Genomic DNA, 12,263 nt, shown 5'->3' with positions numbered 1-12,263 from the left:
GGCCCGGCCCAGGATTTAGGAATCGGAGTCGACCATCGCGAACCAGAGACGTGGTTTGTTGTCCGAGAACAACGGCATGTCTGCCACGTTCTCGGTCACGGCCCATGCCATCGGCTGCTGGTGCAACGGGATCATGATCATTTCGTCTTTGACGATCTGAAGTGCTTGCGTTTGCAAATTCAACCGCGCTGTCAGATCCAGTTCACTACCTGCGGCGTCAATCAGCGCGTCAACCTCAGGGTAAGACCAGTCGCCCCAGTTAAACACACCTGCATTGCCGTCTTTGGAGTGGAAGATCTGCAACAATGGTGAATAGCTGTCCAATAAAGGCAAAGTAGCCCAACCCAATGTGTAAACGTCGGTTGCGCCATTTGTCCGCTTTGGCGATTGCACAGCACGCGGCGCAACATCCAGCTTTGGCGACAGGCCAATACGCGTCCACATGGATGCGATCGCCTGACAGAATTGCTCTTCATTCACAAGCCCGTCTGAAAGACAGTTGAATTCAAACTCGAGTCCCTCAGGCACACCAGCCTCTGCCAACAGGTTCCGTGCTGCATCTGGATCGAAACCAGGCAGATCATCCAAGGCTTCAACATATCCTGGAATTTCAGGGGCAATTGTCGCACCCGCAATCCGTGACTTACCGCGCATGACCCGCTGGTGGATCAGATCAAGATCAATCGCACGATACAGCGCTTCGCGCACGTTGCGATCCTTAAATGGGTTCGCTTCGCCCGTGGTCAGCGTTTCTCGAAACGGAAAGCCAATCATCACGGTGCGCAGATCCACACCTTCCAGCACCTTAACATTTGGTGCGGCCGCCAAGCGAGGAAGATCCTGAACAGGTGCGTCGTTGGTGAAATTGATCTCACCCGATAGCAATGCAGCCACACGTGTTGCGGCGGATGTGACAGGTGTCAGCTCAATACGGTCCAGATTATGCTGTGGCTCGTCCCACCAATCGGGGTTCACGACGAAAACGGTTTTAGCATCTGGCTGACGGCTTTCAACGACGAAAGGGCCCGTGCCGTTGGCATTGTAGGTCGCGTAACCCTCGGTGCCCGCCCCGATGTCGGTCGGCTTAAGGGCGTTATTTTCCGTCATCCATTCATTGTCGAAAATGTGGATATTAGTCAGATCGTTCAACAACAGCGGATAGGTTCCATTCAGGGTAACGTCGACTGTCAAATCGTCCACGACCTCCGAACTCACGTAGGCTGGCAGGTTTCCTTTAAGCGGTGACGTTTCGTCGCTGACACGCGTCAAGGAGGCAACGACATCTTCCGCTGTGAAAGGGTTGCCATTGTGGAATGTTACACCTTCGCGCAAATGAAAACGCCACGTGATGTTGTCCTCTAGGATTTCCCAGCTCTCCGCCAAAGCTGGTTCAATCTTCAGGTCTTTGTCGTAACGGACCAACCCTTCGTAAACGTGGTTCAGCACGTTGATGGTAAAGCTGTCCCCGTATGAATAGGGGTCAAGCGATCCAATGTCGCGGTTCGCCCCCCAGGTTAATACATTTTCAGCCTGCGCTGCGCCCGAAAGACCGGCAAGTGCTGCCGAAATAAGCAAGAGGTTTCGAGTTTTCATTTTGGTCCCCGTCCAATGAAATTGTATCTAGGAATCACCCAGATTGGATACGATATATTTGGGATGGCATGAGGATTTCTGTCGGTCAAGAAGATTGTATCCAATTGACTGGATAAATTGTATGCGATATGCATCGTGCAAATTTTATGAGCAAAGTTGACTATGGCCGACAAAAATACACTTACCGATGCAGTGCATGACCTTTTGCGCAAGGCAATCATCGAACAAGCACTCAAGCCAGGTATGCGCCTACCGGAAGACACCGTAGGCGAGCAATTCGGCGTAAGTCGCACTATCGTGCGCCATGCTCTCGTCCGGCTTGAGAATGAAGGACTGGTTGTCACGTATAAAAATCGAGGGGCATTTGTTGCAGAGCCTTCAAAAGTAGAAGCCCAGCACATCTTTGAAGTGCGCCGCTGCCTTGAAACAGAGGTTATCAGGGTTTTATGCCAGGGAATCCACAAAGACGGCTTTGATCGCCTAGAGGCGCATGTGCGTCACGAGGATGCTGTCAGAGGTAAAAACGATCCCGTATCCATTCGCCTCGCGGGAGAGTTTCACATCCTGCTAGCAGAACTCACCGGCAATCATGTGTTAGCCCGCTATGTATCAGAGGTCGTGTTGCGCTGCTCCTTAATCATGTCACTGTATGCGCGAAATCATTCGTCGGAATGTGCCGTGGACGAGCATTCGCAAATCATCGGGGCCATTCGCGCCGGAGATCAGGCGAGGGCTGCGGAAATAATGGAGCACCACCTGGGGGCCGTCGCGGGACGCGCCGAGCTTACCGCACAACCAGATAGTATCCAATCTATACTCTCACACTACGGCAAGGAGCTGGCCAATTGACCCTTCAAGAAGGTTACCACGCGTTTGATTTCGCGGATATGTCCCCCCGCGAAGCCTATAAGGTCATGATCGGCACGATTGTGCCTCGGCCCATTGCTTGGGTCACCACCGTTTCGCCCGATGGCGTGGTGAATGCAGCCCCCTATTCGTTTTTCAACTGTCTGTCCGCAGATCCACCGATCCTTGCTTTGGGTGTCGAGAATAAACCAGACCGCAGTTTCAAAGACACCGCTTACAATATCCGCATGACCGAATGCTTTACTGTGAACATCGTCGATCGCGCAAATGTCGAAGCCATGTCAGTGACAGCGGCTGGGTTCGACCCGGAGGTCGATGAACTCGAAATGGCTGGCCTTACTGCAGCACCAGGACAAATGGTGGCATGCCCAAGGATCGCAGAAGCCCCCGTGGCGTTTGAATGTGAACGTTACTTGGGAATCGAAATCAGCTCTGCACGCGAGATCATCTTGGGCCGAATTGTTATGGCACACATCCGTGAGGATATCATCGACCCGAAAACCCATTATTCAGACCATAAAAAGCTGGATGCCTTAGGTCGGATGGGCGGCAATGGATACGCAGGAACGATGGACTACTTCGATCTCCCCACACCCTCCGCCGAAGACGTCCTAGGCACCAAGACACGAAGGGGAATCTAGTTGGGGGTCATTCAGCTTCGCCGTAGAACGGGCTAAAGGATCGCATTCGCAATGCACTTGGATTTCTATGGTAGAGTAGTAGTTCCCGCAGCCTATTTGATTGGGGCTTGTCAAGACGATGGTCCCACACTGGCTTGGCTTGACGCGATTTCGATCGGCGGGACTCTAGGTAGTATAACTTTAGCATTTGCCTTCATCACAGCCATTGGTCGATGGATGCCAGATGATAGTTGGTGCTATGGTCTTAGCATTGAGAGCCAGTCTCAACTAGAAAGACCACCCTGTCTAGTCGTCGAGTGCGGCTATGAACCCACGCATCACGATCGCCGCATTACTAGCGGCGAGAGACATGAACGTGTTCATTTCATTGGCGCCGTCGCCCCCACCAGCAAGATCTGAAAGCGATCTGAAGGCGATATAGGGCACATCATTAGCAAACGCGACCTGCGCGACGCCAGCGCTTTCCATATCCAGAACCCGTGCGTCAAAAGATGTAAAAACATGTTCTCGCAGGGTCGCGTTATCTACAAAAATCGGCCCCGAGACGCCGTTGCCACCAACTACGATCTGCGGTGCGCGCGTCAAGCAAGCAGCCTCAGCGTTGCAATCAGCCAATGAGAGCGTTTCAGAAATGTCAGTGGCGACCGCCAGCAACGCTGGATCAGCGTCGAACCAGAACCGATTGTCAGGCTCAGCCAAATCTTCTTTGAGGACGCCGAAAGGGATCGCGTGGAACATACCAAAGTTTCGGAAGTCAGATGACATCCACCCTGGAAGGGCAAAACCGTCTCCATCAGCTCGCGCAGCTGTGCCCTGTAGATATTGCCCCCAATGCGCTGATACGACCACATCGCCAATTGAAAGATCTGGGTCAACACCGCCCGCAATGCCGGAAAATACAATTCGCTTAATGTCAAAGTGATCGAGTGCCAATTGCGTTGTCATCGCCGCATTCACCATGCTTACACCCGACAAGAACATCACGACGGGCTTGCCTTCGAACTGACCAGTAGTAAAGGTCACACCATTCAAACTATAGCTAACCTGATCGGTGAAACCGTCTTGCAAGGCAACAATTTCAGGTGGAAATGCAGACATGATGGCCGTTCGGGGTGTGTCATCTAAGGTCTGAGAAGAGACCATAGATGGGATTGTAAGAAGGATAAAAATGTTGAAAAGCGCGCGCATGTTTGTCTCCTGATAGATGTCCCGAATAGACGGGTTAACTTGAGTGCAGTCAATGTGCTGGTTAGGATGAAGTTGTTCATCAAGCGTTAGGCCACATCATTCGTCGATGGATTTCAGAAACGGGTTGTCCCGCCGAAACATCGTTTCGTAACGGTCATGCGTGAAAGGAGTCACGAAGCGGGGCATCTGTGTCTGCTCCACCCAAACATCAACAAAATGATCCACTTCGAGCCGTGCGGCTCCCTTTGACAGCGCTGCCCCGATCGCGTCAGACGTCATCTTGATAAGCAGGCCCCAGCGGAATGCAGCAGCCGTCGCCAACCTTTTGTAGAAATCTTCACCAGCCAAACCACCCGCGACCTCAATCTTACCGTTAATTGCGTAGCTGCAAACCACTTCGTGGATAATTTGAAAGTCAGCCGGAAGGGTAATGTCGCTGAATTGATGCGTCGTCATCAATCGAAAGAGCTGCGGTTCACTTTTGATATCCGCCGGTTCAGCGGTCACCTAACCGAGTGCGGCGAGAATAAATATTTGGGCTTCATTATTTCTCGACCACTCGAGATGCCCTCTTTTAGAAGCCGAACAGGGCACAACCGCCTCACCACGTTGCGACACCATTCTTGAACACTCGGGAGAGCCAAAGCCGACGCAGCTGCGCATAATGCAGGCCGCGATTCTCCCGGAGACACTAAATCACGATAAGCCTCTAACCTTAAACGATAAATATGGGTTCAAAAAACAAGAACCCGTCAAGAGAATTAAATCTTGACAGGCCTTGCGCACACTATTGCTTGCTTTTGAGAAGGCTATTCATGTTTCTGCCTAACACCTCAGCCCAGCATCACCCGCACTTAGAATACCCGCAAGACCCGCATGTCATGCAGCCCTCGACCATCCGCAAGTCGTAGTCGCCGCAGGACGAGCAAGCCTTGCCCTTGGGCGCGCTATTCAACGGGACAACGTCCGCTTGTGGGTCCGATTTCAGGCCCATGCCTTCGCCAGCCAAGAAGCCTGTCGCGACCATGTGCTTTTCAATCACGCCACCAATTGCGGCCAAGATAGACGGCACGTATTTGCCCTGCATCCATGCGCCACCGCGTGGGTCGAACACTGCTTTCAACTCTTCGACCACAAACGACACGTCACCGCCGCGCCGGAATACCGCCGAGATCATCCGTGTCAGCGCCACGGTCCACGCAAAGTGTTCCATGTTTTTCGAGTTGATGAATACCTCGAACGGACGACGGTGCCCTGCGACGATCAAGTCGTTGATGGTGATGTAGATCGCGTGCTCAGAATCCGGCCATTTCAATTTGTATGTCGCGCCATCCAATTCCTGCGGACGGTCAAGCGGCTCTGCCAAATACACAATCTCAGAAGTTTCGCCGTCTGTCGCCACCTGTACTGGGGCCTCGGATTTTTCCTCGGACACCGACAAGACCGACCCAGTCACGTCGTTTGGACGGTAAGTTGTGCAGCCCTTACAGCCTTGATCCCAAGCGGCCATGTAAACCTCTTTGAAATCATCAAAGCTGATATCTTCGGGGCAGTTGATCGTCTTGGAAATCGAGCTGTCGATCCATTTCTGCGCTGCGGCCTGCATGCGGACGTGATCCAGCGGCGCGAGTGTTTGCGCGTTCACGAAATAATCCGGCAATGCTGTGTCGCCTTTCAGCTCGCGCCACAATTGTACAGCATAATCAACAACTTCTTCCTCGGTACGCGATCCGTCTTTCTGCAAAACCTTGCGTGTGTAAGCGTAAGCAAACACAGGCTCGATCCCGGATGACACGTTACCAGCATACAAAGAAATCGTGCCAGTTGGCGCAATTGAGGTCAGCAATGCGTTGCGAATACCATGCTCGCGGATCGCATCACGGACGTCTTCGTCCATGTCCTGCATCGCACCTGAAGCCAGGAATTTATCCGCGTCGAACAGCGGAAACGCGCCCTTTTCTTTCGCCAGATCAACAGACGCCAAATACGCGGCGCGGGCAATCGCATGCATCCATTTGTCAGTCTGTGCCGCAGCTTCTTCGGACCCATAGCGCAGGCCAACCATCAGCAACGCATCGGCCAAACCAGTGACGCCAAGACCAATCCGGCGCTTGGCGGCGGCTTCTTGCGCCTGCTGCTCTAACGGGAAACGGGATGCATCGACCACGTTATCCATCATCCGCACAGCCGTCGCGACCAGATCAATCATCAGGTCTTCATCCATCGCGGACGCATCACCAAACGGATCTTTGACCAAGCGGGCCATGTTAATCGACCCCAGCAAACACGCGCCATATGGGGGCAACGGCTGCTCGCCACACGGGTTCGTCGCGGCAATGGTTTCGCAATAGGACAGGTTGTTCGCTTTGTTGATGCGGTCGATGAAAATGACGCCCGGCTCGGCGTAATCATAGGTGGATTGCATGATCGCATCCCACAATTCGCGGGCCTGAACTGTGCGGTATGTCTCGCCGTTGAATACCAAATCCCACGGTTTGTCGGCTTTTACCGCATCCATAAACGGATCGGTAATCAGCACGGACATGTTAAACATCCGCAGACGGGCAGCGTCGGATTTCGCGGTGATGAAGTCCTCGACGTCGGGGTGATCGCAACGCATCGTCGCCATCATCGCACCGCGACGCGACCCCGCTGACATGATCGTGCGGCACATCGCGTCCCACACATCCATGAAGGACAACGGGCCAGACGCATCCGCCGCAACGCCTTCGACCAACGCGCCTTTCGGGCGGATCGTGCTGAAATCGTAACCGATCCCGCCACCCTGTTGCATGGTCAGCGCGGCTTCTTTCAACATGTCGAAGATGCCGCCCATGCTGTCCGGCACAGTGCCCATGACAAAGCAGTTGAACAACGTCACTGAACGGGCCGTGCCAGCACCAGCGGTGATGCGGCCGGCTGGCAGATATTTGAAATCTTCCAAGGCGTTATAGAACTTTGGTTCCCATGCCTTCGGGTCTTTTTCAACGCTTGCCAGTGCACCGGCGATGCGCGTCCACGAATCTTCGACAGTCTGGTCAATCGGCGTGCCATCTGCTTGCTTGAAGCGGTACTTCATGTCCCAAATTTGCTCGGCGATTGGGGTGGTAAAACGGGACATGGGATGACCTTTCGTGATCGAAATATGGCAACGGGAGACATTCACACTACGTGAATTCCCGCGAAAAGGGAATGAGATTCTGCGAGGTGCCGGGCGGCGGTTGTTCGTTCTCGAGGCCGTCATACCCCAACATGTGGTGTCCGCAATACGAAAATGTCAAAATATAGTAAATTTTAAATCTTGATAGACGCAGACCTAAACAATAAGCGTTACCCCAACTAAGAGGAATCGCGCGTGACTAAAACCGTCAACTTGATCAAACTCTCTGTCGGCACCGAAAATGTCGAAGGACTTGCCGCATGGCAAGCCACAAAACAGGCCCAAACCGCTGACGGCTACCCCCGTCATGTCACACGGATGTGGCCCAAACGCGATACCGAAATCTTAAATGGCGGCTCTATTTATTGGGTGATCAAAGGCGTCATTCTGGCACGCCAAGCCATCATCCGCCTCGACGAACATATCTCCGCCGATGGAATCAGACGCTGTGCCATTGTTTGCGACACACCCCTGATCCGCGTCGCAGGCACCCCCAAACGCGCATTCCAAGGTTGGCGCTATCTCACACCAGAAGACGCCCCCATCGACCTGCCTGCGGGGCGCGAAGAAGAAGAACCGCTTCCCGCTGCCCTCAGCGAAGCACTCGCCGCCATTGGTGTGCTCTGACCCCGGCTTCATTTCGCCAAAACAACTCAATCAACATCTGACACAGCAGTGCACGGGTTGTGCACGCCTTGTGCACGCGAGTCACAACCCGATTCTGATCATACGTCGAGCAGCGCCAACAGCTCTTTGAACGTCGCCCGCTGTGCATCCGTCCAGTCGCGTCGGCGGCCCCGAAACAGCGTCGCCTGTGACGCGTGAATCAATCCACCGTCCAGAATTTTCAGCCCATTGGCCCGCAGTGTTTCGCCCGTCGACGTGATGTCTGCAATCGCTTCAGCGGTCTCGTTTTTCACGACACCTTCCGTCGCGCCCTGACTATCGACGAGACGGTAATCAGCCACACCTTCGTCGCGCAGAAACTCGCGGACCAGCCGGTGATACTTTGTCGCGATCCGCAACCGCATCCCGTGTTTCTGGCGGAACGCGGCGGCGGCGGCATCCAAATCATCCAGCGATTCCACATCGACCCAGCCTTGCGGCACGGCGATAATCAGGTCTGCCCCGCCGAACCCCATCAGCGCCAATTCACCGACCTGCGTGTCCCACGCGGGCAGCTTTTCGCGGACCAAATCCGATCCGGTCACACCCATGTGGATGTTGCCAGCGGCCAGTTCGCGCGGGATTTCTCCGGCGGACAGAAGCACCAGTTCCACGCCGTCGATCCCGTCAACCGCACCCGCATATTCGCGGTCCGATCCGGATTTGCGCAGCGTCACGCCACGTTGCCCGAACCATTGGAACGTCTTTTCCATCAACCGCCCTTTAGACGGCACACCTAGCTTTAACATGCGCGTACCTCGAGCAGCAGATCAGGGCGGATCACGGCACCAACGGCAGGGGCCGCACGGCCCTCGCCCAGCACTTCGGTCAGCGCGTCGTAGCGCCCCCCAGTGGCCACCGGCCGATTGTCCTTAAGCCCATAAAAACCAAAAACAAAACCGTCGTAATATTCCAGCGACGTGCGTCCATAGCTGCCTTCAAACGGTAGGGTTTCGACGTCGACACCACGTGCTGACATCGCGTCCAGACGCGCCTCAAAGCGGCCAACAGCACGGCGGATCGCAGGCATATCAACCGCAATATCGTGCAAGGCGGATAGGACATGCGGGGCGGTTTCGCTTAGTGCCAAAATCGCTTCGATCACCGCGATTTCTTCGCCGGAAATCGGGGCCATCGCGGCATCTGCACGCAACGTATCAAGGCGCTGCTGCACCTCTTGGCGTGACCGCAGACCGACTTCTGGCCCTGCGTCCGCAAAGGGGTTTTCGTTGGCCAAGAGCGCCAAACGTTTCGCAGGCACAGCGACCCGTCCACCGAAACGATCAAGCAAGATTTTGAACCGTTTGGGCCGCCAAATATGCCGCATCAGCGCAGCCTTGCGTGCATCACTTGTTTGCAGACCTGCAACGGCGGCTTTCAGCAAACCAATGTCGCCTGTCGCGGCCCGCACAGGCGCGTCGGCAAGCGCCGTTTGCACTGTCGCAAACACATCGGCGTCAGCGGCGGCAGGGTTCTGGCCGTCGAAAACTTCGAAACCGACTTGCGTATATTCACGCGCGCGGCTCGGGTCTTCGTCTTGTTTGCGGAAAACCGGACCTGAATAGGTGTAGCGTGCCGGGCTGGCGTGGCTTTGCATATGCATTTGCACGACGGGCACGGTGAAGTCGGGGCGCAGCATCATTTCGCCCTGCACCGGATCGTCTGTGACATAGGCGCGGCCACGTATGTCTTCGCCGTAGAGGTCCAAAAGCACCTCTGCGGGTTGCATGATTTCGGCCTCGACGGGAACAGCCCCTGCGGCCTCGAACACGGCGGAAATGCGGGATGCTTCGGCTTTGATTGCTGCTGTTGTCACGCGCCCTGCCCCGCTAAAATCTCGCGTACTTTCGCGACAAGATCACCGCGCGGCACTTCGTATTGTGACGGCAGACCTTTCCATTCTTCCAGCGTCGCGCTCTTGGCGATTTCAGCGCCTAGGATCAGGTCTTTGATCTGGATAACGTCGTTCTCGAACTCGTCACCACCTGCAATAATCGCAATCGGAGACTGTCGCGCATCAGCGTATTTTAACTGATTACCAAAGTTTTTCGGGTTCCCGAGGTACACTTCGGACCGGATGCCAGCGTTGCGCAATTCGGCAACCATCGTTTGGTAATCGGCCATGCGGGCCTTATCCATGACGGTTACAACCACGGGACCAACGGCAGCTTTCGACAAACGACCCTTCGCATCAAGCGCGGCAAGCAAGCGGTCCACGCCGATGGACACGCCCGTCGCAGGAACCTCTTGGCCCGTGAACCGTTTCACAAGGTCATCATAGCGACCACCGCCAGCGACCGAGCCAAAGTTGCGCGGACGGCCTTTTTCGTCGGTGACTTCAAAGGTGAGTTCGGCTTCATAGACAGGACCGGTATAGTAGCCGAGGCCACGGACGACGGATGGGTCGATAACGATGCGATTGGCTTCGTATCCTTGGGCGCTCAATAACGCGGTAATCTCTTCGAGTTCATCAACGCCTTGAATACCGACCTCAGATCCCTGAACCAATTTACGGAGATACTCACATCGTTGAGAATTTACAAAATCGCCTATATCGTCTCGGTCGCTTGTATGTTGACCTTTGTTATCTGAAAGTTCGATTTCAGCGCGAATAACGTCTGCAATTTCACTGTCGCCGTCGCCAATGGCTTCAGATAGATCAATTAGAGCATTAGATTTCACGACATCGTTTGCGTTTACAAACTTAAGAACGACTTCGATCTGCTCTTCATTTAGCCCCGCACCCTTGGTGACATCCCCACTCTCGTCCTTACGACCTTCGCCCAACAACGCCCGCACGCCTTCAACACCCAATCGATCCAGCTTATCAATCGCGCGTAGCACGATCCCGCGCTCGGCTTCTTTGTCGTCACCAGCGAGGCCCGCAACTTCCATCACACCGTTCAGAACCTTGCGGTTATTCACACGGATGATGTAGTCGCCACGGTCAATCCCCACGGCCTCCAGCGTATCCGCCAGCATCGCGCAAATCTCGGCGTCGGCCGCTACGCTTGGCGCTCCAACTGTGTCCGCATCACATTGATAGAACTGCCGAAAACGACCCGGTCCCGGTTTTTCGTTCCGCCACACAGGCCCCATCGCATAGCGGCGGTAGGGCGTCGGCAGATCGTTGCGGTGTTGCGCATAGACCCGTGCCAGTGGTGCCGTCATGTCGTAGCGCAGCGCCAGCCAGTCTTTGTCCTCTTCCCATGCAAACACGCCTTCGTTCGGGCGGTCCACGTCGGGCAGGAACTTGCCCAAAGCTTCGACAGTTTCCACAGCCGACGTTTCCAGCGCGTCGAACCCGTACCGATGATAAACCGCAGCGATCTGATTTAACATTTCAGTGCGCTTGGTCACCTCAGCGCCAAAATAGTCGCGGAACCCTTTGGGGGTTTGCGCCTTTGGCTTGGGTGCTTTTTTCATCTTGGCCATTTCGGGTCCTATGGAATTGCTTGAATGCGCCTGCCGTTTAGCGCGGACAGGCGGTTGGGGCAATGCGCATTGGCTTTGCAGTCTCGTTGGGCCGTGATAAGCGGGAATTATGACAGACGTGACACACATCGAAGAACAAATCGCCCACCTGACCAAAACGGTCGAAGAGCTGTCCGACATCGTCGCACGGCAGGAAAACGAGCTCGCCGTGGCGACCCGTCGTCTTGCGATGTTGATGGAACGCGAGGCTGGCCGCGAGATGGACGCAGGCGGCTCTGTGCCGTTGGCCGATCAACGTCCGCCGCACTGGTAGATACAGCTTTTCAGCCTCTCCGTGAAAGTTAATCGGCGTTTGCCGGAACTATTTATCATGTCACCGCGTTCTCTGGATAACTTAATCAAGGAGACATCCGATGGCCGATAGAGATCGCGATACACGAGACACGACCGTTATCCACACCGACACAGGTCGGAGCAGCGGTGGCGGCGGGTGGTTCATTGCAGGCCTGCTGGTCGCTGTCTTGCTACTGGGCTTTTTCGCAATAAACAGCGGCATGTTTTCCAGTGGTGGCGGTGAGACGCTCGACGTCAACGTCGAACTGCCAGAGGTCGAAGCACCAGCGGCGGAATAGACAACACCGTGATCTAAACGGACAACCGGGCGGCATAAAACGTGCCGCCTTAAAAACTGGTGTGCCGCCTCCCCTCGGGCA

At 54.9% G+C, this 12,263-nt stretch carries 12 protein-coding genes; 5 read left to right on the top strand and 7 right to left on the bottom strand.

The window, feature by feature from the left end; translation table 11 throughout:
• Positions 1–15: 15 nt before the first annotated feature.
• Positions 16–1,593: an ABC transporter substrate-binding protein gene (locus FHS72_RS00635; RefSeq protein WP_183524006.1), complete on the bottom strand. Its 1,578-nt coding sequence runs from the start codon at positions 1,591–1,593 to the stop codon at positions 16–18.
• Positions 1,594–1,755: 162 nt separating this feature from the next.
• Between FHS72_RS00635 and FHS72_RS00630 the strand changes: the two genes are divergently transcribed.
• Together FHS72_RS00630 and FHS72_RS00625 are read left to right on the top strand one after the other, a co-directional pair.
• A complete protein-coding gene (locus FHS72_RS00630; RefSeq protein ID WP_183524003.1) occupies positions 1,756–2,442 on the top strand; it encodes a GntR family transcriptional regulator in 687 nt (228 codons plus the stop codon).
• A complete protein-coding gene (locus FHS72_RS00625; protein WP_221235300.1) occupies positions 2,439–3,101 on the top strand; it encodes a flavin reductase family protein in 663 nt (220 codons plus the stop codon). Before FHS72_RS00630 ends, FHS72_RS00625 begins: the two co-directional genes overlap by 4 nt.
• Positions 3,102–3,386: 285 nt before the next feature.
• On the opposite strand, the gene FHS72_RS00620 is transcribed toward FHS72_RS00625, so the two are convergent.
• The 3 genes from FHS72_RS00620 to FHS72_RS00610 all read right to left on the bottom strand — a co-directional run bounded on the left by FHS72_RS00620 (position 3,387) and on the right by FHS72_RS00610 (position 7,410).
• Positions 3,387–4,199 carry a 5'-methylthioadenosine/S-adenosylhomocysteine nucleosidase gene (locus FHS72_RS00620; protein ID WP_221235299.1) on the bottom strand — a complete coding sequence of 271 codons (813 nt, stop codon included), beginning with the start codon at positions 4,197–4,199 and terminating at the stop codon, positions 3,387–3,389.
• A 186-nt stretch (positions 4,200–4,385) separates the two neighbouring features.
• Positions 4,386–4,745, bottom strand: coding sequence for a hypothetical protein (locus FHS72_RS00615; protein ID WP_183523997.1), 360 nt, complete (start codon positions 4,743–4,745; stop codon positions 4,386–4,388).
• Between the two features lie 388 nt (positions 4,746–5,133).
• A complete protein-coding gene (locus tag FHS72_RS00610; RefSeq protein WP_183523993.1) occupies positions 5,134–7,410 on the bottom strand; it encodes an adenosylcobalamin-dependent ribonucleoside-diphosphate reductase in 2,277 nt (758 codons plus the stop codon).
• A 234-nt stretch (positions 7,411–7,644) separates the two neighbouring features.
• On the opposite strand from FHS72_RS00610, the gene FHS72_RS00605 reads away from it, so the two are divergent.
• A complete protein-coding gene (locus FHS72_RS00605; protein ID WP_183523990.1) occupies positions 7,645–8,076 on the top strand; it encodes a DUF1489 family protein in 432 nt (143 codons plus the stop codon).
• A 98-nt stretch (positions 8,077–8,174) separates the two neighbouring features.
• Here the strand turns inward: FHS72_RS00605 and hisG are convergent, their stop codons facing one another.
• The 3 genes from hisG to hisS are packed head-to-tail and all read right to left on the bottom strand — an operon-like array spanning position 8,175 to position 11,550.
• Positions 8,175–8,864 (bottom strand): ATP phosphoribosyltransferase, encoded by a 690-nt coding sequence (gene hisG, locus FHS72_RS00600; protein WP_183523987.1) that lies wholly within the window; start codon positions 8,862–8,864, stop codon positions 8,175–8,177.
• A complete protein-coding gene (locus FHS72_RS00595; protein ID WP_183523984.1) occupies positions 8,858–9,931 on the bottom strand; it encodes an ATP phosphoribosyltransferase regulatory subunit in 1,074 nt (357 codons plus the stop codon). Before FHS72_RS00595 ends, hisG begins: the two co-directional genes overlap by 7 nt.
• Positions 9,928–11,550, bottom strand: a complete 1,623-nt coding sequence (gene hisS, locus FHS72_RS00590; RefSeq protein ID WP_183523980.1) for a histidine--tRNA ligase — start codon at positions 11,548–11,550, stop codon at positions 9,928–9,930. The genes FHS72_RS00595 and hisS overlap by 4 nt, the downstream gene beginning before the upstream one ends.
• Positions 11,551–11,659: 109 nt before the next feature.
• On the opposite strand from hisS, the gene FHS72_RS00585 reads away from it, so the two are divergent.
• Together FHS72_RS00585 and FHS72_RS00580 are read left to right on the top strand one after the other, a co-directional pair.
• Positions 11,660–11,863 (top strand): SlyX family protein, encoded by a 204-nt coding sequence (locus FHS72_RS00585; RefSeq protein WP_183523977.1) that lies wholly within the window; start codon positions 11,660–11,662, stop codon positions 11,861–11,863.
• A gap of 100 nt (positions 11,864–11,963) precedes the next feature.
• Positions 11,964–12,182: a hypothetical protein gene (locus FHS72_RS00580; RefSeq protein WP_183523974.1), complete on the top strand. Its 219-nt coding sequence runs from the start codon at positions 11,964–11,966 to the stop codon at positions 12,180–12,182.
• Positions 12,183–12,263: the final 81 nt, after the last annotated feature.

Source organism: Yoonia ponticola, assembly GCF_014199395.1.
In the GTDB taxonomy this organism is placed as follows: Bacteria; Pseudomonadota; Alphaproteobacteria; order Rhodobacterales; family Rhodobacteraceae; genus Yoonia; species Yoonia ponticola.
Note: the sequence above shows the minus strand (reverse complement) of the source record. Positions and strands in the feature narration are given on the sequence as shown.

What these genes read in the sequence shown, in the direction of transcription:
- FHS72_RS00635 (WP_183524006.1), bottom strand. Translation starts at nt 1,593, where the DNA reads ATGAAAACTCGAAACCTCTTGCTTATTTCGGCAGCACTTGCCGGTCTT.
- FHS72_RS00630 (WP_183524003.1), top strand. Translation starts at nt 1,756, where the DNA reads ATGGCCGACAAAAATACACTTACCGATGCAGTGCATGACCTTTTGCGC.
- FHS72_RS00620 (WP_221235299.1), bottom strand. Translation starts at nt 4,199, where the DNA reads ATGTCTGCATTTCCACCTGAAATTGTTGCCTTGCAAGACGGTTTCACC.
- FHS72_RS00615 (WP_183523997.1), bottom strand. Translation starts at nt 4,745, where the DNA reads ATGACGACGCATCAATTCAGCGACATTACCCTTCCGGCTGACTTTCAA.
- FHS72_RS00610 (WP_183523993.1), bottom strand. Translation starts at nt 7,410, where the DNA reads ATGTCCCGTTTTACCACCCCAATCGCCGAGCAAATTTGGGACATGAAG.
- hisG (WP_183523987.1), bottom strand. Translation starts at nt 8,864, where the DNA reads ATGTTAAAGCTAGGTGTGCCGTCTAAAGGGCGGTTGATGGAAAAGACG.
- hisS (WP_183523980.1), bottom strand. Translation starts at nt 11,550, where the DNA reads ATGGCCAAGATGAAAAAAGCACCCAAGCCAAAGGCGCAAACCCCCAAA.
- FHS72_RS00585 (WP_183523977.1), top strand. Translation starts at nt 11,660, where the DNA reads ATGACAGACGTGACACACATCGAAGAACAAATCGCCCACCTGACCAAA.
- FHS72_RS00580 (WP_183523974.1), top strand. Translation starts at nt 11,964, where the DNA reads ATGGCCGATAGAGATCGCGATACACGAGACACGACCGTTATCCACACC.